The organism is Pontivivens ytuae (assembly GCF_015679265.1).
GTDB classification, from domain to species: domain Bacteria; phylum Pseudomonadota; class Alphaproteobacteria; order Rhodobacterales; family Rhodobacteraceae; genus Pontivivens; species Pontivivens ytuae.
In genome coordinates this window covers 1957003-1976351 of sequence record NZ_CP064942.1, presented here as the reverse complement: position 1 = coordinate 1976351, position 19349 = coordinate 1957003, and the positions used below count along the sequence as shown (strand labels likewise).

Here is a 19349-nt window from a genome sequence, read left to right as displayed (position 1 = left end):
TACAAGTGACCGTCGGCCCTTCCATATTTAGACATGGACCGGGCGACACGATCGGCTGAGCCGCATCTGCGGCAACCGTTGACAGTCCAGAGACCCGTCCCCATTTTCCCGCGTCAACGCGGGGTCGACCCGCATCGAGGGAGCGTCCATGCCAGTCGTCGTTGTCGAGAGCCCGGCCAAGGCCAAGACGATCAACAAGTATCTCGGAAAGGACTTCACGGTCCTCGCGTCCTACGGCCATGTGCGCGACCTGCCACCCAAGGACGGCTCCGTCGACCCCGACAACGGGTTCGAGATGACGTGGGAGGTGGCCTCCCAATCGCAGAAGCATGTCCGCGCCATCGCGGACGCGTTGAAGGATGACGACAAGCTGATCCTCGCGACCGACCCCGACCGGGAAGGCGAGGCGATCTCCTGGCACTTGACGGAGGCGCTGACCAAGCGCCGCGCGATCAAGAAGTCCACGGCGGTGGAGCGGGTGGTCTTCAACGCCATCACCAAGTCCGCCGTGACCGAGGCGATGAAGAACCCGCGCCAGGTCGACATGGAGCTGGTGGAGGCATATCTCGCCCGCCGCGCGCTCGACTACCTCGTCGGGTTCAAGCTCTCACCGGTGCTGTGGCGCCGCCTGCCCGGCGCGAAATCCGCGGGCCGCGTGCAGTCCGTCGCCCTGCGGCTCATCGTCGAGCGGGAGATGGAGATCGAGGCGTTCCGTCCACGCGAGTACTGGTCCGTCCGCGCCGTTCTGGAAACGCCCCGCAGCCAGAGCTTCGAAGCGCGCCTGACGGTGCTCGGCGGCAAGAAGCTCGACCGCTACGACCTGGAAACGGCGGAGGCCGCGGAGCTCGCCGTGACCGCCGTCGCCTCCCGCGACCTCAAGGTGCTGAGCGTCGAGGCGAAACCGGCGACCCGCAACCCCTCGCCGCCCTTCATGACCTCCACGCTGCAGCAGGAGGCGTCGCGCAAGTTCTCCTGGGGTGCGCGGCAGACCATGCAGGTGGCTCAGCGCCTCTACGAGGCGGGCTACATTACCTACATGCGGACCGACGGTATCGACATGGCGCCCGAGGCCGTGACCGGCGCGCGTGAGGCGATCACCGCCCGCTACGGCACGAACTACGTTCCCGAGAAGCCGCGCCTCTACAAGAACAAGGCGAAGAACGCGCAGGAAGCGCACGAGTGCATCCGCCCGACCGAGATGAACCGCGGTCCGGACGAGATCGACGTCGAGGCGGACCAGCGCAAGCTCTACGACCTGATCTGGAAGCGCTCCATCGCCTCCCAGATGGCGAGTGCGAAGCTGGAGCGGACGACGGTGGATGTCGGCTCGACGGATGGCGAGGTCGTGCTGCGCGCCACCGGCCAGGTCGTGACCTTCGACGGCTTCCTCAAGGTCTATGAGGAAGGGCGCGACGATGCGGAGGACGAGGATTCGAAGCGGCTGCCCCAGATCATGGAGGGCGAGGCGCTGAAGCGGCTCGCCGACGGGCTCGCCGCGGATCACAAGAAGCTCTCCGAAGGCGACACGAAGGCGATCCTCGCAGGCGAGGGCGCGGTGCTCGGCCAACAGCACTTCACCCAGCCGCCGCCGCGCTACACCGAGGCGACGCTCGTCAAGCGGATGGAGGAGCTCGGCATCGGGCGGCCCTCCACCTACGCCTCGATCGTCACGACGATCCAGGACCGGGACTACGTGCGGAAGGACAAGAACCGCCTGATTCCACAGGACAAGGGCCGGCTGGTCACGGCCTTCCTCGAGAACTTCTTCCGCCGCTATGTGAGCTACGACTTCACCGCGAAGCTGGAGGAGGACCTCGACCACGTCTCCGCCGGGGATGCGGATTGGCAGGAGCTGCTCGACCGGTTCTGGCGCGACTTCCACGCCGCGCTCGACGAGGCGATGGAGCACTCGATCACCGACGTGCTCGAGAAGATCAACGAGGTGCTGGAGCCGCACCTTTTCCCGCCGAAGGAGGACGGCTCCGACCCGCGCCTCTGCCCGAATTGCGGGATCGGCCGGCTGTCGATGAAGACGGCCCGCTCGGGCGGCGCGTTCATCGGCTGCTCGAACTACCCCGAGTGCCGCTACACCCGGCCGCTCGCGGGTGAGCTAGAAGGCGGTGATGTCGCAGGCCCGGACGGCAAGCTGCTCGGCCAGGATGAGCACGGCACGCCAGTGACGCTACGCGCCGGGCGATTCGGCCCCTACGTTCAGCTCGGCGAACCCACCGAGGAAGTGCCGAAGCCTAAGCGCGCCTCGGTCCCTAAGGGTCAGGAGCTGGAGAACGTCACACTGGAAATGGCGCTCGACTGGCTGCAGCTGCCTCGCTTCATCGGCGACCATCCGGAGGGTGGCCCGATCGAGGCCAATATCGGTCGCTTCGGTCCCTACGTAATGCACACCGCCCCGACCGAGGGGAAGGAGAAACCGAAGAAGATCTACGCCAACCTCTCCGACCCCGAGGAGGTGCTGACCATCGGCCTGAACCGGGCCGTCGACCTGATCGAGCAGAAGAAGCTCAACCCGGGTCGGCGAGGGCAGGCGGCCGAGCCGCTGAAGGCGCTCGGTGACCACCCCGACGGCGGGCCGGTCAACGTCATGAAGGGACGCTACGGCCCCTACGTGAAGTGGGAGAAGGTGAACGCCACGTTGCCCAAGGACGTGAAGCCCGAGGACGTGACGATGGAACAGGCCCTCGCCTTGATCGAGGAGAAGGCGGGCGCCAAGGCCAAAAAGAAGCCGACGAAGAAGAAAACGGGGCCCAAGAAGGCCGCCGCCAAGAAACCCGCGGCGAAGAAGAAGGCCGCGACCGGCGAGGCGGCGGAGTAACCCGCCTCAGCCGCGCGGATCCATCGGCGGCCCGGTCCAGATGTTCTCGACGGCGGCGCGGTAGGCGTCGTCGCCGAGATCCCGCTTCAGGTAGCAGTGACCGTGCAGCGGCAGGATCGCGTCGGGCTGGGCGTAGGCCCAGATCTCCTGCCACTCCGCGATGAACCGATCCTCGGCGGCGCCGGGCATCACCGGACGCTCCAGCCGGGGCGGCTCGGCGTCCTGCTCCGGGCCGGGCGCGACGGCGCTGTCGCCTGCGAGCAGGATCCCGCCTTCGTCCTCGACATGCAGCATGATCGACCCGTCCGTGTGGCCGGGCATGTGGATCATCCGGACGCCCGCCTCCTCCAGCGCCGGGTCCCCGACCGGATCGGCGTAGGGCCCGGCATCGCGCGCCTCCTCGTGCCTCTGATCGTCAGGGTGGAGCAGAACGGGGATGTCGAACTCCGAGCGGAGCTCGGCGAACGCGTCGCCCGATCCGGCCGTGTTGCGATGGGACAGGACCAGCGCCTGCGGTGGATGACCCTCCTCGGCCAGCCGCCGGATCCCGGCGAGGCACCACGAATAGGCCGCGTCGAGCAGGATCGAATAGCCCGGCCGCAGGATGGCGAAGGAGTTGAGCGGCCGGTTCGTGCCACCGCTCGCCGAGCCCTCTTGCGGCAGCATGACCACCGGCCCGACAATCCGCTGCGTGTTGGGGGCATAGAACTCCATCGCATCCTCCTGCGGTACACCACGCCCAACCAATGCGACGGCCTCGCCGGACGTTCCGCCGCATTGCCCGCCACGGATCGCCGCCGCATGTCTCGCCTCATGATCGAGATTGCATCCAGCCTCACCCTCGCCACGCTGTTCGGCGGCATGGTCGGGTTTTCCTTCCTGTTCTCGCCGCTCGTCTTCATCCGCCTGCCGATCGAGGTGGCGGGGCCGTTCATCCGCCAGGTCTTTCCGGCCTACTTCGCCGCGGTCGCCGCCCTCTTTGCCCTTGGCGCGGTGCTGAGCCTGTCGCAGCCGCTGATCGCCGTCGTCCTGCTGGCGATGTCGCTGCTGGGCGCACTCAACCTCTTCGGCCTGATGCCGGCCATCAATCGGCTGCGGGATCGCGAACTAGCAGGCGACGCCACAGCCAAGAAACGGTTCGATCTGCTCCACCGCCTCTCGGTCGCGATCAATTTCATCCAGATCCTCGCCGCAGGCTGGGCCATCGCGGCGCTCTGACCCTCGTTCTCGCGCAGGGCCCGTGCTACATGCGGCCCATGAGAGACTTTCCCACCAAGGACGAGATCCTGGAGTTCATCCGCGCCCATCCCGGCGCGAGCGGCAAGCGTGAGATCGGCCGCGCCTTCGGCATCAAGGGCAACGCCCGGGTCGAGCTCAAGCGCGTGCTGCGCGAGATGGCCGCCGAGGGCCTGATCGAGAAAGGCCGCAAGCAGTTCCGCAAGTCCGGCGAGCTGCCGCCTGTTACCGTGCTCCGCGTTCTGCCGCCGGACGCGGACGGCGACATGTGGGCCGAGCCGCAGAATTGGGAGGGCGAGGACGCGGTCCCGCGTGTTGCCCTACGCCTGAAGAAGGGCGATCCCACGATCGGCGCCGGCGACCGCATCCTGACCAAGATCGAGCGGGGCGAGGACGGCTATTCCGGCCGGATCATGCGCAAGATCGGCTCGGGCCCCGCCAAGGTGCTCGGCATCTTCCGCCAGCACGAGTTCGGCGGCCGCATCGTGCCGGTCGACAAGAAGTCCGACCGCGAGTGGGTCGTCGCCCCCGGCGACCGCAACGGCGCCCGCGATGGCGAGCTGGTGGAGGGGGAGCACGTTGGCCGCGGTGATCGCATGGGTCTGCCGAAGGCGAAGGTTATCGAGCGGCTGGGCGACCCCGCCGCTCCCAGATCCGTGAGCCTGATCGCGATCCACGAGCACGGGATCCCCGACAGCTTCCCCGACGAAGTCGTCAAGCAGGCGATCAAGGCGAAGCCCGTCGCCCTCGGCAAGCGCGAGGACCTGCGCCACCTGCCGCTTATCACCATCGACCCGTCGGATGCGCGCGACCACGATGACGCCGTCGCCGCCGAGCCCGACACCGATCCGAAGAACCCGGGCGGTCACATCCTCTGGGTCGCCATCGCGGACGTCGCCCACTACGTCACACCCGGCTCGCCGCTGGATCGGGAGGCGCGGAAGCGCGGCAACTCCACCTACTTCCCCGACCGCGTCGTACCGATGCTGCCCGAGGAGTTGTCGGGCGATCTCTGTTCCCTGCACGAGGGGGTGGAGCGGCCGTGCATCGCACTTCGCATGGTGCTCGACGCCGATGGGCGGAAGCTCGGCCACCGCTTCACCCGCGCGCTCATGCGCTCCCCCGCCGCGCTCAGCTACGAGGAGGCGCAGGCGGCCATCGACGGTGAGGTGACGGACCGCACCGAGCCGCTGCTCGACTGGGTTCTCCGCCCGCTCTGGGCAGCCTACGACGCGCTGCGCCACGCCCGCACCCACCGCGCGCCGCTGGAGCTGGACCTGCCGGAGCGCAAGATCGTGCTGAGTGACAGCGGCGAGGTGCTCTCCGTCGCCTTCCTCGACCGCTTCGACGCGCACAAGCTGATCGAGGAGTTCATGGTGCTGGCAAATGTCTGCGCCGCCGAAACGCTGGAGGCGAAGGGCCGACCGCTCCTCTACCGTGTCCACGAGGAGCCGAGCGCGGAGAAGCTCGACCAGCTTCGCGACGTGGTGGAAAGCGTGGGGCTGACACTGGCAAAGGGGCAGGTGCTCAAGACCCGGCATCTCAACACGCTGCTCAACGACAGTGCGGGCCATGACCATGCGGAGATGATCAACCTCTCCGTCCTGCGCTCGATGATGCAGGCCTACTACGCGCCGGAGAATTTCGGGCATTTCGGCCTGAACCTCGCCCGCTACGCCCACTTCACCTCGCCGATCCGCCGCTATGCCGATCTGATCGTGCACCGCGCCCTGATCTCGGCGCACAAGTGGGGCGATGACGGTCTCGACCCGGACGAGGTCGACCGCCTGCCCGACACGGCGGAACACATCTCCCAGACCGAGCGCCGCTCGATGCTCGCTGAGCGCGACACGACCGACCGCTACCTTGCCGCTTACCTGTCCGAGCGCGTGGGCAATGAGTTCGAGGGAAAGGTCAGCGGCATCGCCCGCTTCGGCCTCTTCGTGAAGCTCGACGAGACGGGGGCGGACGGCCTGATCCCGATCTCCCGCCTCGGGCGCGAGTACTGGCACCACGACCCCGACACCCAGACCCTGACAGCGGAAAAATCCCGACGCGTCATCGGCCTCGGCATGAAGGTCACAGTGCGGCTTGCCGAGGCTGTGCCCGTCACCGGCGGTCTGCTGCTGGAGCTCCTCTCCATCGAGGATCGCGCGATGCCGCAGACCCGCACGCCGCGGAAGGGCGCGCCGAAGCGCAAGCTCGCCCGCTCCCGCATCAAGCGGAACAAGACCGGCCGCCGTCGCTGATCTTTTCTCTTACTTGATGTCCTAGGGGGTGAGCGGGTCCGGGGACCCGGAGGGGGCATCGCCCCCTAGTCCACCGCCCGGATTAGCTTGCGCTCCAGCACCCGGAGCACGGTCTTCAGATCGTGCCCGCGCTTCAGTATGTGCCCGTCCATCCCGATCACGGAGTACATCCCCTGCGCCCGCGCGAGCTTCGGCCGTTTCTCGATGCGATAGATCGGATGCTCCGCCGTCCGCCGGAAGATCGAGAACACCGCGACATCCCGCAGCGCCGAGATCCCGTAGTCCCGCCACTCCCCGGCTGCGACCATCCGGCCATAGAGCGACAGGATGACCGCAAGCTCGGTGCGGTGAAAATGGACCGACGATGGCACGGGCCGGACAGGCCCCGCCGGGGGTGGCACGATTTTCATGTCAAAGAGATTACGGCCTTTTTCCGGGTCGGCAAGCGATTGTGGCGCCGCTGCCCCAATCGATCTGCAAAGAGTCGAAATCCGGGCCGAATGCTGCCGCACTGGTAGAGTGTAAAGAGGATGCAGCGTGCGGGGCAGCTCAATTTCATGCCCCCAAACTGATTTCGGGTTGGTCCGTGCGTTGCACCTCCCTCAAGCTTGCAATCCGGCGCGCGGTGGCTACCCCTTCTGGGACGCTCAACCGTGGGGACCGTTTCATGCGCGACTTTCATCTGCCCGGCCGCTCGGCGGTCTATGCCACGAACGGGATGTGCGCGACGTCGCACCCCCTCGCTGCCGGGATCGCAATCGACACGCTGAAGCGGGGCGGTAACGCGGTAGATGCCGCGATCGCAGGCGCCATCCTGCTCGGCGTGTGCGAGCCGCAGATGACGGGCCTGGGCGGCGACATGTTCGCGCTGATCGCGGAGGGCGGAGAGGTCTCGGGCCTGAATGCCTCCGGCCGCGCGCCGGCGGGCCTTGATGCCGAGGCCCTGCGCGCGGAGGGCCACGATGCCGTGCCGCCCTACTCGGTTCATGCCGTCAGCGTTCCGGGCGCCGTGGATGGTTTCTGCCGCTTGGCGGAGGAGCGGGGGCGACTCGGCCTCGCCGACATCCTCGGCCCGGTGATCCCCTACTTCGAGAATGGCGTTCCGGTCGCCCCACGCGTTGCCGACGACTGGTCGAAGGCGACGCATCTGTCAGGCGATGGGCGGCGGCACTTCCTCGTCGATGGTCAGGCACCAGCCGCCGGCACGCGCTTTGCGCTGCCGGGCCAGGCGGACGTGCTGCGCCGGATCGCTCGCAACTGCCGCGCCGGTTTCTATGAGGGCGAAGTGGCCGAGGACCTCGTAACCTCCCTGCGCGCCCTCGGCGGAACGCACAGCCAGAACGATCTGGACGCCCAGTCCTGCGAGTGGGTCACACCGATCAGCGGGCCCTATCGCGGTGCCGAGCTGATCGAGCTGCCGCCCAATGGTTCGGGTGCGACGGCGCTGCTCATGGCGCGGATGCTGGAGCGGTTCGATCTTTCAAGCCTGGATCCCTTTGGCGCCGAGCGCGCGCATCTGGAGGCGGAGGCGGCGAAGCTCGCTTACGACGCCCGCAACCGCTTCATCGCCGATCCCGATCACGTCACACGCCTCGATCACATGCTGTCGGAGGAGACCGCGGCGCGGCTCGCCGATCTGATCGATCCGGAGCGCGCGATGCCCGCACCGCCGCCGCTGGCCGAGGCCGTGCACAGGGACACGATCTACATCACCGTCGTGGATCGGGACGGGATGATGGTCAGCCTCATCTATTCCGTGTTCCACAGCTTTGGCTCTGGGCTGGCCTCCGCGAAGTTTGGGATCGGGTTCCAGAACCGGGCCGCGGGCTTCAACCTAACACCCGGCCATCCGAACGAGGCGGGCGGGGGCAAACGACCGATGCACACCATCATTCCGGCGCTCCTCCACCGCGAGGGCCGGATCGAGATGTCGTTCGGCGTGATGGGCGGGGCCTATCAGCCGAACGGGCACGTGCGCCTCATCTCGAATCTGCTGGACCACGGGCTAGACCTTCAGGCTGCCATCGACGGCCCCCGCTGCTTCGGGGCGCTCGGCCCGTTGGACATCGAGAACGGCTACGGAGCCGAGGTCCGGGCAGCGCTGGAAGCCAAGGGCCACGTCCTTCGCCAGCCGGAGACCGCCATCGGCGGCGCTCAGGCGATCCGTTTGACGGAAGATGGCGTCATGATTGGCGCCAGCGATCCACGGAAGGACGGCTGCGCGCTCGGCTACTGAGCCTCAGCTCGGGCTCGCGTCCTCTTCCTCATCGGCGTCGTCGCGGTCTTCGGACACGTTCGCGTCTGCGATCTCGACCGCGCGGTCGCGGGCGATGTCCTGCGGCGTTCGCGGGTCGTCGGCAGCCGGTGCGTCAGCCGTCTCATCACCACCAGCTCCGATGTCGGTACCCGCATTGGATGCAGCCACGTCGGATCGGAGCTGCCCAAGTTCCTCGGTCGAGATGTTCGGGTTCTGCGCCGCGATATCCAGACCGTACTGCACGAGGCCCGGGTTGTTCGGCGGCGCCGTTGCCAGCACTGCGGCGCAGGACGACGCGCTCGCGCCGCAGCTCTGCTCGACCAAGGCATCGTAACTCAGATCAAGGTCGAGACCCTGGAACACATCGTCGGACGCATTCTGAGCCGAAGCGGCGGAGGACAAGGCGAGGGCAGCAGCGCTCAGAACAAGGGAAGGAAGGCGATACATGTCGAAGGGCTCCTCAACAAATCAGGGACATTCAAGATATCACTACTGGTGTCAGCGGAGCTTTAACGGATGCTGAACGCGTCATACACATCATAGAAAACGCGCCCCTGAAATATTTAAAATGAAGCGCTTTGAGGATCTATAAAGCGGAACACGGCATAGAAGCACTGAACAAACGACTAGCTGTAACCGCCACCTTTTTGGTGCCAGGCGATCGCCGACGAGATCATCTGGGGCAATGTCGACCGCTCCGCCCGCCAGCCGAGCTCCTTCAGCGCGAGGTCGGAGCCCGAGACCAGCGCCGTCGCGTCGCCGATCCGCCGTGGTGCCTCGACATGCGGCACGGCAGTGCCCAGCACCTCGCCCACTTCGCAGATCACCTCGCGGACCGAGAAGCCGCGTCCTGTGCCGAGGTTGAACGTCGTCTCCGCACCATCAGCGCCGAGATAGTCGAGGCCGCGCAGGTGCGCGTCCACCAGATCCTCGACATGGACGTAGTCGCGAATGCAGGTCCCGTCGGGCGTGTCGTAGTCGGTGCCGAACACGCTGAGCGCGTCGCGACGGCCGGTAGCGGCCTGGATGGCGAGCGGGATCAGGTGTGTCTCCGGATCGTGGGCCTCGCCGATCTCCGCCTCCGCATCGGCTCCGGCCACGTTGAAGTAGCGGAACGAGACGCTGCGCAGGCCATGCGCGGCGCGGAAATCGGCGAGCATGCGCTCCACTGCCGCCTTGGATCCGCCGTAGGCGTTGAGGGGGGAGAAGGTCGTGGTCTCCGCAGGACGGTCACACTCGCCATAAACGGCGCAGGTGGAGGAGAAGACAATTTTTGCGATACCTGCGGCCGTCATCGCCTCGAGCAACGTCAGAGAGCCGCCGACATTGTTGCGCCAGTAGAGGCCGGGCTTCCGCGTTGCCTCGCCCACATTCGACAGGGCCGCGAAGTGGAGCACGGCATCGGGTTTCCACTCCGCCAGCACCTGATCGAGGCGGCTGCGGTCGGTGAGGTCCCCCTCCTCCAGCGGGCCGAAGCGAACGGCGTCCCGCCAACCGGTCGACACGTTGTCATAGGTCACGGGTAGGTGGCCGGCCTTTTTCAAGGCCTTGCACGCGTGGGAGCCGATGTAGCCAGCCCCCCCTGTCACCAGAATTGTCGCCATCTTACCTCCCGCGGAGACCACGCCACCACCACGCAGAAAAAGCTCAATCCGTGGCCGCGAGATCTACGATTACCGCCCATGCCCAGCAATGACGACCCGGACTGTGGCGAGGCAGATGCGAAGATCAAGAAGAGCGTCCATGCGATTGCAGTACTCAACATCCAGAACGACCCGTTGTGCATAGCTCAAGGCGTTGCGCCCGCTTACCTGCCAGAGCCCTGTCAAACCTGGTCGCACCGAAAGGTAAAGGGTGGCGGCGCGGCCGTAGCGCGGCAGTTCGTCCAAGCAGACCGGCCGCGGGCCGATCAGACTCATATCACCGCGCAGAACGTTCCAGAATTGCGGAAGTTCGTCGAGCGAGTACTTCCGCATGATGCGACCGATAGGCGTTATCCTGGGATCATATGCCAGCTTTCGCACATTTCGCCACTCGGCAGCGGCAGCCGGGTTCCCCTTCAGATGCTTTTGGAGCGCGTCATTGGCGTCCACGCGCATGGACCGGAACTTCCAGCATTTGAAGACCTTACCATCCCGACCCACCCGGTCGTGTCCGAAGAGTCCGCGGCCGCCATCGAGCCGCGCGAGCGCCCAAAGGAGCAGCATGATGGGGCTCAGGATCAGGAGAGCCGCGGAGGCGCCTGCGATATCCAGCAGGCGTTTGCCGAGGCGAGGATAGGAGAGCAGGGAAGACGACGCGCGACTTGGACGCTTTGGTCTTCGCAGAGACCGGCCCGGAGTCGCCGGAGCATATGATGCAGGAGTTGGCGAAACATGTAGACCCATATTCTTATCCAGCTGTGGAGCATCGCCGGTTGACGCCGAGGCGCGGGCTCACATCGATCCCGACGGCTTGAAGCGCGGACCCAGCGTGCCGGCCCAAAGACTGGCAGCAGAAAGATCATGTCACTCTAAATAACGGGTGAAGATATCGGCTTGATATGCTTAATGATTCCCTAAGTCCCGCCGGCGCGTTTAGAGGTTTCGTTAACGATACCTATACCCTGTCATACACGTCCTCATACCGGATGATATCGTCCTCACCGAGATAGGCGCCCGTCTGAACCTCGATCAGGACCATCGGCACGCGGCCCGGGTTCTCGAGCCGATGGACCGTCCCGAGCGGGACGAAGACCGACTGATTTTCTGTGAGCAGATGCTCGTCGTCGCCCACACGCACCTTCGCCGTGCCTGAGACGACCACCCAGTGCTCGGCGCGGTGGACATGCGACTGCAGGCTCAACGTCGCCCCCGGCCGTACCACGATGCGCTTCACCTGGAAACGGTCGCTCATCACCAGCGTCTCGAACCAGCCCCAGGGGCGGTGATGCTTCGGATGCTGGGTCGCCTGAGCGGCTCCCTTCGTCTTCAGCGCATCCACCGCACGTCGCACCTCCTGCGCACGATCGGCGTCGGCGACGAGCACGGCGTCGGAGGTGGCGACCACCAGCATGTTCTTGAGCCCGAGGCCGACGACCTCCTGCGTGGGATCCTCGGCGCGCAGCAACGTGTCGGAGCAATCGATCGCGGTTGCCGCACCCGAGGTGACGACACCCGTCTCATCGGGTCCCGCCTCGCGCCACACCGCATCCCAACCGCCGAGGTCGGACCAGTGCCCGGCCCAGGGCTGCACATAGAGCCGCTCGGCCTTCTCCATGACCGCGTAGTCGATCGAGATATCCTCCGCCTTCGCCCACGCCTCCGCATCGAGGCGGTGGAAGTCGAGGTCGGGCTGGACGTGGCCCACCGCATCGCGCACCGGCGGCATCAACTGAGGCGCGTGTTTCTCGAAAGCCGCGATGATCGCGCGGACGGAGAACAGGAACACGCCGGCGTTCCACAGATACCCACCGTCGGCGAGCATTCGCTCCGCCGTCTCGAGGTCAGGCTTCTCCACGAAGCGGCGCAGGGGGGCGGGGCCCTTCGCATCGGATGCGGCCTCGGGTTCCAGCCAGCCATAACCGGTCTCAGGCCGCGTGGGCACGATGCCGAAGGTGACGATGCCATCCTCCTGCGCCGCGGGCACGGCGGACAGGACGGTCTGGCGGAACCCCTCGGGATCGCGGATCTCGTGATCCGAGGGTGCGACCAACATCAGGCCATCGGGATCGGTCCGCTCCAGCCACAGCGCCGCGGCCAGCACCGCAGGCGCCGTGTTGCGCGCGGCGGGCTCGATCAGGATCGTCCCGCCCTCGATCCCGATCGCGCGGAGCTGCTCACCGACGATGAACCGGAACTCCTCCCCGGTGACGGCCAGCGGCGGCGCGAAACCGGGGGCGGAGAGGCGGCGGGCCGACGACTGGAACAGGCTTTCGGGTCCGGTCAGCGGCGCGAACTGCTTTGGATAGGATCGCCGCGACAAGGGCCAGAGCCGGGTGCCCGAGCCACCGCAGAGCAGGACGGGTGTGATCGTCGGCGTCGTCATGAAGCATCCCTCCTGGCCGCGCGGCACAGACACCGCGTCTGCCGGAGGTACGCCGGGCGCCGCCTCAGGCGCAAGCACTCGATAGGTAGAAGGCTTTCGTTAACCAGTGGGGACCCAAAAAAGCGCCCCGCTGCGTGTGTTCCGCGAGCGGGGCGAGGGAGTGGCCGGCCCCAGGACAGGAAGGCCGGCTCTGGAGATCGGTTGCGACGCTCAGGGCCGCTGGCCCGCGTCGCGCCCCTGGGGCCAGGTCACCAGGTCGCCGGGGTTGCCCCCGAAGCTCGCGAGGCGCACCTCGACGCCGTCCTGGGCGGAGGCGAACAGCGAGGCGGGGGTGCTCTGCGCCCCGGCGGCGGTGGCGATCCCGGCCAGCGCCAGGGTCAGTACGGTCAGAAAACGCGTGGTTCGGGTCATGTCATCCTCCTTCGGCTCGCCGGAGAGGCGCGTCGCGCCACCCGGCATCGGCCCCGGAGGGTCCGCCGGGCCGGAGCATTCTCCGGCCGGGCGGGCCTTGGGGTCAGGATCAGTTGGCGTTGCGCTCGTGGTAGGAGTTGCGCACGCCCTCGTTGTCGAGGCGGCTGGCCGCGATGGCGAGCTCACCGAGGGTCATGGTCTCGGCCACGGCCGGGTCGATGCCGAGCGAGCGGGCATAGCCGGCCTTGTCGGCGAGCACCGGGGTGGCGAGCAGGGCAGCGACGGTGGCGGCGAGTGCGATGGTACGGGTCATGGTCTTGGTCCTTTGTCTGGGGCGGCGCGCGTTTCGCCGCCGATGCACCCGAGATGGGCAGGGGGACGTGGCGTCAGTAGGGGCGGAAGCGGAGGCACAGTGTTCTGCGAACGTGAACAGTCACGCAGAAATCACATCTATTGAACGAACCCGTGACCAACGGTCTCGTAAACTCCCGCTTGTCGGCCCCAAGACCCTTGCCGTATCAGAGGCCTTTATTCGCAAGGGAGCATCCGTATGCGCATCGCCGTGATCGGCACCGGCTATGTCGGCCTCGTCTCCGGCATCTGTTTCTCGGATTTCGGCCACGAGGTCGTCTGCGTCGACCGCGATGCGGGCAAGATCGAGAAACTGCGCGCCGGCGACGTGCCGATCTACGAGCCCGGCCTCGATGCGCTGATGGAAAAGAACGTGGCGGGCGGCCGCCTAAGCTTCACCACCGATCTCGGCAGCGCAGTGGCCGCAGCCGACGCCGTCTTCATCGCGGTCGGCACGCCGACGCGGCGCGGCGACGGCCACGCGGATCTCACCTTCGTCAATGCCGCTGCCAAGGAGATCGCGGAGCACCTGTCCGGCTACACGGTCGTCGTGACCAAATCGACGGTCCCCGTCGGCACCAACCGCGCCGTCGCCCAGATCATCCGCAAGGCCAACCCGCAAGCCGAGTTCGACATTGCCTCCAACCCCGAGTTCCTGCGCGAAGGGGCGGCGATCGAAGATTTCATGCGCCCCGACCGCGTCGTCGTGGGGGCGGAGACCGAGCAGGCGCGCGAGGTCATGGCCGCGATCTACAGTCCGCTGTCCCTCCGCGACGCGCCGGTGATCTACACCGATCTCGAATCGGCGGAGATGATCAAGTACGCCGCCAACGCCTTCCTCGCGACCAAGATCACCTTCATCAACGAGATCGCGGGCCTCTGCGAGCGCACGGGTGCCAACGCGAAGTCCGTGGCGCGCGGCATGGGCCTCGACAGCCGGATCGGGCCGAAGTTCCTCAACGCGGGGCCGGGCTATGGCGGCTCCTGCTTTCCGAAGGATACCCGCGCACTCGCCCGGATCGGGCAGGAGCACGCCCACCCGATGCGCATCGTGGAGACCGTGATCGACGTCAACGAGGCGGTGAAGCGCCGGATGATCGACAAGGTGCTCGACCTCGTTGACTACGAGGCGACGGGCAAGCGCATCGCCGTTCTCGGCGTGACGTTCAAGCCCGACACCGACGACATGCGCGAGGCGCCGTCGCTCGCCGTCGTCCCCGCCCTGATCGGCGCCGGTGCCGAAGTGCACGTGGTCGATCCCGAGGGGCGCAGCGAGGGCGAGCGGCTGCTGCCGGGCGTGACGTGGCATGAGGATGCCTATTCCGCAGCTAAAGGCGCCGACGCCGTCGTCATCCTCACCGAGTGGAACCAGTTCCGCGCCCTCGACCTGCGCAAGCTCAAGGAGATCATGCGCACACCAAAGCTCGCCGACCTGCGCAACATCTACGGCCCCGACCAGGCCGCAGCCGCCGAGTTCGACTATGTTGGAATCGGCTTCGGCAACAGCTAGGGGCCGCACCGCGGTCCCGCCACGGGCGGTGGCCGTCGTAACCCCTCCTTAAGGATACCGCCGCTATCACGGGCTGCACAGTGAGTGTGTCAGCCTGGGGTGTTTCGACGTGTCCTCTCTCGTCCTGCCGGACCTTATCATCGCCGGGGCCCCGAAATCGGGCAGCACGTCGCTCTTCCGATGGCTGAGCGATCATCCCGATGTGGTGGGCTCGCTGGAGAAAGAGACCTACTTCCTCGTCGATCCCGGCTCGCATATGCATCGCCCGGATCGGCATGTCTCCCGAGGCCTGGAAGGCTATGCCAACCTGTTCCCGACGGACGCCAATGACGGACGCGTGCGGGTGGAGGCGACGCCGGCCTACATGGTTCACGAGACCGCCCGGGCGGCGGTCCAGGACATGCCCTCGAAGCCCCTCGTGCTTTTCATCCTTCGTGAGCCGGTAGCGCAGATCAAATCCAGCTACGACTATTTCCGGAACAATTGGCACTGGATTCCGCCAGGGATGCGGTTCGACGAGTGGGTTGGGACCACGTCGGGGCCAGCCGCCTTCCGCGGAAACGAGCTGGCAGGCGATCCGATGGGAACCGCCAACTACGTTCACCACCTGCGCGCCTGGCGCGATGCTGTCGGTGCCGAGCGCATGATCGTCTGCCTGTTCGAAGACATGCGCACCAACCCGAAGGCCTTCATGAGGTCGCTCGCCGAACGCCTCGGTATCTCACCAAGTCACTACGACAGTTATCATTTTCCTATCGAGAACGAAAGTTATGCGGTCCGCAGCCACGCTCTTCAGCGCGTGAATATTGCCCTGCGCCAGCGACTGCCAAAGGGCGCGGTCTACAATGCGATCCGCACCGTCTACCGCGCGTTTAACACGACGCCCGCCACACGGCTGGGCTCTGAGGCGGCGGCTAGGACGCTGAAGGAGAGGTTCGCGGCTGAGAACGCCGCACTCGCACAGGAGTTCGACCTCGACCTGTCGCCCTGGAGGGAAGCAAATGCCTCCTGACGGCGCCAACCTCGATCAGCTTCGCGCTGTCGATCTGGACAGTGCGGTAGAGGGAAACCAAGCCAGCACGAAAACCTCCCCGCATGGGGATTCGCGTCCCCTTCTCAAGATTGGAGGGGAGGTCATCTCCACGGTCGGCGCGAATATCGCGTTCGTCCTGTCTCAGTTCATCGTGCTCTGGCTGATCGCGCGATTCTCCGATCTGGAAACGGTGGGGCAGTTCGGCCTCGCAATGGCGATTCTTCAACCCGTGTTCGTACTTGGCCGCATGGGATTACGTTGCGGCCACGCGACGGAAATCGAACAGACCTACGCGCTTTCGACCTATCTGCGGCTCTCCTTGATGCTGGCCGTCGCCTCGTCAGTGCTGTGTTTGGCAGCTCTGGCGAGTTTCCGGCCAGACATCGTGGCACTGGCCTTCCCACTCGCAGTCGCGAAGGCTGTGGAGCTCGTCAGTCTCACGCTATACGGCGCCTTCCAACGGAGCGGTGCATTGGGCCACATGGCCCGATCCCTGGTCCTACGATCGGTCGCAGGAACAGGTCTGTTCGCCATCCTCCTTCTCTACGGGACAGACGTCGAGGCCGCTCTCTGGGCTCAGCCACTGATCTGGCTGCTCGTCTTTCTGCTCCATGACATGCCCGCGCGCCCGCGAGAGGGGTCACTACGGCCATCGCTGCGGGCGCATGGTGTCCTGAGGCTGCTGCGCACAAACAGTTCTCTCGGCCTCGGCCAGTTCCTGAGCGTGCTGCAGATGAGCGTGCCCCGCATTCTGATCGAAGTAATGATCGGTAGCGCAGCACTCGGGCTCTTCACTGTCATCGCCTACCTGCAGCAAGCAGCGATGACAGTGTTCGACGCAGTCGGGCAGGTTATCACGCCCCGGCTCGCCCGATATTGGTATGCGGGTCAACGCGCCGCGTTCGGTCAAATGCTGCGCAGCCTGATGGCCCTCGCGGCGGCGTGCTCTCTACTCGGAGGCGCTCTGGGATTGGCTCTGGGCCCGACCATGCTGGAGATCGCGTTCGGCCCGGACTTCGCAGACGCAGGTGCCCTGCTGAAATGGGTGCTGCTCACCATTGGCCTCCGACTTCTATCGGCCATTGCGCAATCCGGCCTCCTGTCCCGGCGTGCCTTCCAAACTTTCGGCACGCTGCAAGCGACGCTCTTCACCCTGTCTATCCCGTGCACACTGACCCTCATCCACGTCGGAGGACTAGCCGGCGCAGGCATTTCGCTCGCCCTGATGGCCGCGATCCGGCTCCTGCTCCTGCTCTTCCTGCTGCGCCAGACGGATCGTATCGATGCGTGACCGCGAACTCCTGCTCGTTACCGGAGCACCGCGCAGCGGAACGACGCCCGTCGGCAACACGCTCGCGCTCACCCGTGGATCCGGCTCATTCTACGAACCACTCGGCCCAACGGGACTCAGGCGCATCCGAAACCGTTTCCCGATGCGAACCACGGGCGACCTCGATGATGCAGAGCTGACTATGGCACTTGAGGACATCAGTACTCTCCGCGGTGCACTCAAGACCCAGACCCGGGAGGGCCAGCGGCCAACCGCACGTAGCGTCATCATCGGCAGCCGAACGCTTCACAGCCGCCGCATGGCGGCGCTGACGCCGGGGCTGCGCCGGATCATCTGGAAGGATCCACACGCTATAATGCTGGTGCCTGATCTTCTTGCTCGCCGCATTCCTTGCGTCGTAACGGTCCGCAGCGCCCCCGCACACGCGGCGAGCTACAAACGGCTCGGCTGGATCTCCCGTGCCGCCGAGATCTACCCACGCTGGTCCGCGCGCTTCGGCCGCGATCCCGTCATCGAACTGGCGCTGAAGACTGCAGCGACGGATATCGTCACATCCGCCGCCGTCCTCTGGCGCATGTGCTACCGGGCCGTGCTCTCAACTGCACCGGCGCCGAGACTGCACATAGTCCACGCGACCGAGCTAGAGCAGGACGAGGTCGGCACCTATCGACGCCTGCTACAGGAGCTGGGTCTCGACTGGTCACCGAGGCTGACACGCCATTTCGCTGAGCGGAACAAGGCAAACGGGGCCCCTCTGCCCTCTCCACGGCGAACGCATGACTGGTCCCGTTCCGTAGCGGCGGCAAACACCTATTGGCAGGATGTTCTGACCGAGGAGGAGATCATCCGAGTCCTTGAGTTGACCTATGACGTGGACACCGCCTTGACGGCGCGCATACCGGCGGCTGCCTGATGACAACCGACTTCGATACCGTTGTCATCGTGAACGATCATGCCGCCGTTACGGGTGGGCAGGCGCGCGTGGCCATCGACGCGGCCTGTGGCCTCGCGCAAGCCGGTAAGCGCGTCCACTACTTCGCCGGTGCGGGACCCGTGGACCGCGACCTGCAGGCGGCCGGTGTAGAGGTCACGTGTCTGAACCGCCCCGGCATGCTGGACAATCCGTCGCTACTCGATGCGATGACGTCAAACCTCTGGAGCCGAGGCGTCGCCCGTGCGCTCACTAGCCTGCTTGAAAGATGCGAGCCGAAACGCACGATCGTACACACTCATGGTTGGGCGAAGTCGCTGACACCGTCGATCGCGCCTGTGATCGCGCAGTCCGGCCATCGGCATATCTACACCATGCACGAGTACTTCCTGGCCTGTCCCAATGGCGGCTTCTTCGACTTCCAAGCTGGCGAGATCTGTCAGCGCCGCGCGCTCAGCCGAAGCTGTTTGGCCACGCACTGCGACGCGCGCGCCCGCAGCCACAAGGCGTGGCGCGCGACCCGGACGGCAGCGCTGCGCCATGTCGCGAGATGGCCTCGGGCCTTGCGCGATGTCATCTGCATTAGTGAGACGCAGCGGCGCGTGATGGCGCCCTATCTCAGACCAGATGTCCGGTTGCACCACGTTCCCAACCCCATCGCGCTACCACAGGCTCCGCGGGCAGAAGCGGAACACAGCGATGTCCTCCTCTTCGTCGGTCGTCTGTCCCCGGAGAAGGGTGCCGTTCTCTTCGCCAAAGCGGCGCGGCAGGCAGGCATCCATGCCAGGTTCGTCGGTGACGGTCCCGAGGCGGAGATTGTCTGTCAGATCCTCCCGGAGGCCGAGTTCACTGGCTGGCGCGATGCCGCCGGCGTAGCTGAACAAATGCGCATCGCCCGCGCGCTCGTGTTCCCGTCGCTCTGGCACGAATGTCAGCCCCTCGTACCGATGGAGGCTCTGGCCCACGGCCTTCCCGTCATCTGCGGCGCCTGGAATGCAGCCTGCGAGGCCATACCCGATGGCGCCGGCCTCATCCTGCAGGACCGTTCGCCAGCCGCATGGGCCAACGCACTTGCCTCACTCGCGCGCGACGATGCCGCCGTGACCGATATGAGCATGAGGGCACACGCCAACAGAAACCAGTTTGCAACATCATTGTCGGATCACGTTGGCGAGCTGTGCCACATCTACGGAAATCTCCCAAGCTGATGGAGACGCGGCGTCC

17 protein-coding genes are annotated in these 19349 nt (G+C 66.1%); 9 read left to right on the top strand and 8 right to left on the bottom strand.

Annotated features, from left to right (window positions below):
* Positions 1-148: 148 nt before the first annotated feature.
* Positions 149-2830, top strand: a complete 2682-nt coding sequence (topA, locus tag I0K15_RS09665) for a type I DNA topoisomerase (protein WP_196105228.1) — start codon at positions 149-151, stop codon at positions 2828-2830.
* 6 nt (positions 2831-2836) lie between these two features.
* Here the strand turns inward: topA and I0K15_RS09660 are convergent, their stop codons facing one another.
* A complete protein-coding gene (locus I0K15_RS09660; RefSeq protein ID WP_196105227.1) occupies positions 2837-3544 on the bottom strand; it encodes an MBL fold metallo-hydrolase in 708 nt (235 codons plus the stop codon).
* Between the two features lie 99 nt (positions 3545-3643).
* On the opposite strand from I0K15_RS09660, the gene I0K15_RS09655 reads away from it, so the two are divergent.
* A complete protein-coding gene (locus I0K15_RS09655; protein ID WP_196105226.1) occupies positions 3644-4048 on the top strand; it encodes a DUF4149 domain-containing protein in 405 nt (134 codons plus the stop codon).
* Positions 4049-4086: 38 nt separating this feature from the next.
* Positions 4087-6315, top strand: a complete 2229-nt coding sequence (gene rnr, locus I0K15_RS09650; protein ID WP_196105225.1) for a ribonuclease R — start codon at positions 4087-4089, stop codon at positions 6313-6315.
* A gap of 65 nt (positions 6316-6380) precedes the next feature.
* On the opposite strand, the gene I0K15_RS09645 is transcribed toward rnr, so the two are convergent.
* A complete protein-coding gene (locus tag I0K15_RS09645; RefSeq protein WP_196105224.1) occupies positions 6381-6725 on the bottom strand; it encodes a DUF2794 domain-containing protein in 345 nt (114 codons plus the stop codon).
* 257 nt (positions 6726-6982) lie between these two features.
* On the opposite strand from I0K15_RS09645, the gene I0K15_RS09640 reads away from it, so the two are divergent.
* Positions 6983-8551, top strand: coding sequence for a gamma-glutamyltransferase family protein (locus I0K15_RS09640; RefSeq protein ID WP_196105223.1), 1569 nt, complete (start codon positions 6983-6985; stop codon positions 8549-8551).
* A 3-nt stretch (positions 8552-8554) separates the two neighbouring features.
* Here the strand turns inward: I0K15_RS09640 and I0K15_RS09635 are convergent, their stop codons facing one another.
* The 6 genes from I0K15_RS09635 to I0K15_RS09610 all read right to left on the bottom strand — a co-directional run bounded on the left by I0K15_RS09635 (position 8555) and on the right by I0K15_RS09610 (position 13322).
* The gene (locus I0K15_RS09635) at positions 8555-9019 is read right to left on the bottom strand and encodes a hypothetical protein (protein WP_196105222.1); all 465 of its coding nucleotides are present in this window, start codon (positions 9017-9019) and stop codon (positions 8555-8557) included.
* Positions 9020-9198: 179 nt separating this feature from the next.
* A complete protein-coding gene (gene galE / locus I0K15_RS09630) occupies positions 9199-10176 on the bottom strand; it encodes a UDP-glucose 4-epimerase GalE (protein WP_196105221.1) in 978 nt (325 codons plus the stop codon).
* A 69-nt stretch (positions 10177-10245) separates the two neighbouring features.
* The gene (locus I0K15_RS09625) at positions 10246-10779 is read right to left on the bottom strand and encodes a sugar transferase (protein ID WP_230374369.1); all 534 of its coding nucleotides are present in this window, start codon (positions 10777-10779) and stop codon (positions 10246-10248) included.
* 391 nt (positions 10780-11170) lie between these two features.
* Positions 11171-12598, bottom strand: coding sequence for a mannose-1-phosphate guanylyltransferase/mannose-6-phosphate isomerase (locus I0K15_RS09620; protein ID WP_196105219.1), 1428 nt, complete (start codon positions 12596-12598; stop codon positions 11171-11173).
* A 210-nt stretch (positions 12599-12808) separates the two neighbouring features.
* Positions 12809-13009, bottom strand: a complete 201-nt coding sequence (locus tag I0K15_RS09615; protein ID WP_196105205.1) for a hypothetical protein — start codon at positions 13007-13009, stop codon at positions 12809-12811.
* 109 nt (positions 13010-13118) lie between these two features.
* Positions 13119-13322: a hypothetical protein gene (locus tag I0K15_RS09610; RefSeq protein WP_196105204.1), complete on the bottom strand. Its 204-nt coding sequence runs from the start codon at positions 13320-13322 to the stop codon at positions 13119-13121.
* A 237-nt stretch (positions 13323-13559) separates the two neighbouring features.
* On the opposite strand from I0K15_RS09610, the gene I0K15_RS09605 reads away from it, so the two are divergent.
* The 5 genes from I0K15_RS09605 (at position 13560) to I0K15_RS09585 (ending at position 19333) form a co-directional block, all read left to right on the top strand.
* Complete coding sequence (locus I0K15_RS09605) at positions 13560-14870, top strand: UDP-glucose dehydrogenase family protein (protein ID WP_196105218.1); 1311 nt, start codon at positions 13560-13562, stop codon at positions 14868-14870.
* Positions 14871-14979: 109 nt separating this feature from the next.
* Positions 14980-15882: a sulfotransferase gene (locus I0K15_RS09600; protein ID WP_196105217.1), complete on the top strand. Its 903-nt coding sequence runs from the start codon at positions 14980-14982 to the stop codon at positions 15880-15882.
* Positions 15872-17194: a lipopolysaccharide biosynthesis protein gene (locus I0K15_RS09595; protein WP_196105216.1), complete on the top strand. Its 1323-nt coding sequence runs from the start codon at positions 15872-15874 to the stop codon at positions 17192-17194. The genes I0K15_RS09600 and I0K15_RS09595 overlap by 11 nt, the downstream gene beginning before the upstream one ends.
* Positions 17187-18107 (top strand): sulfotransferase, encoded by a 921-nt coding sequence (locus I0K15_RS09590; protein WP_196105215.1) that lies wholly within the window; start codon positions 17187-17189, stop codon positions 18105-18107. Before I0K15_RS09595 ends, I0K15_RS09590 begins: the two co-directional genes overlap by 8 nt.
* On the top strand, positions 18107-19333 hold the full coding sequence (locus tag I0K15_RS09585; protein ID WP_196105214.1) for a glycosyltransferase family 4 protein: 1227 nt from the start codon (positions 18107-18109) through the stop codon (positions 19331-19333). The genes I0K15_RS09590 and I0K15_RS09585 overlap by 1 nt, the downstream gene beginning before the upstream one ends.
* Positions 19334-19349: the final 16 nt, after the last annotated feature.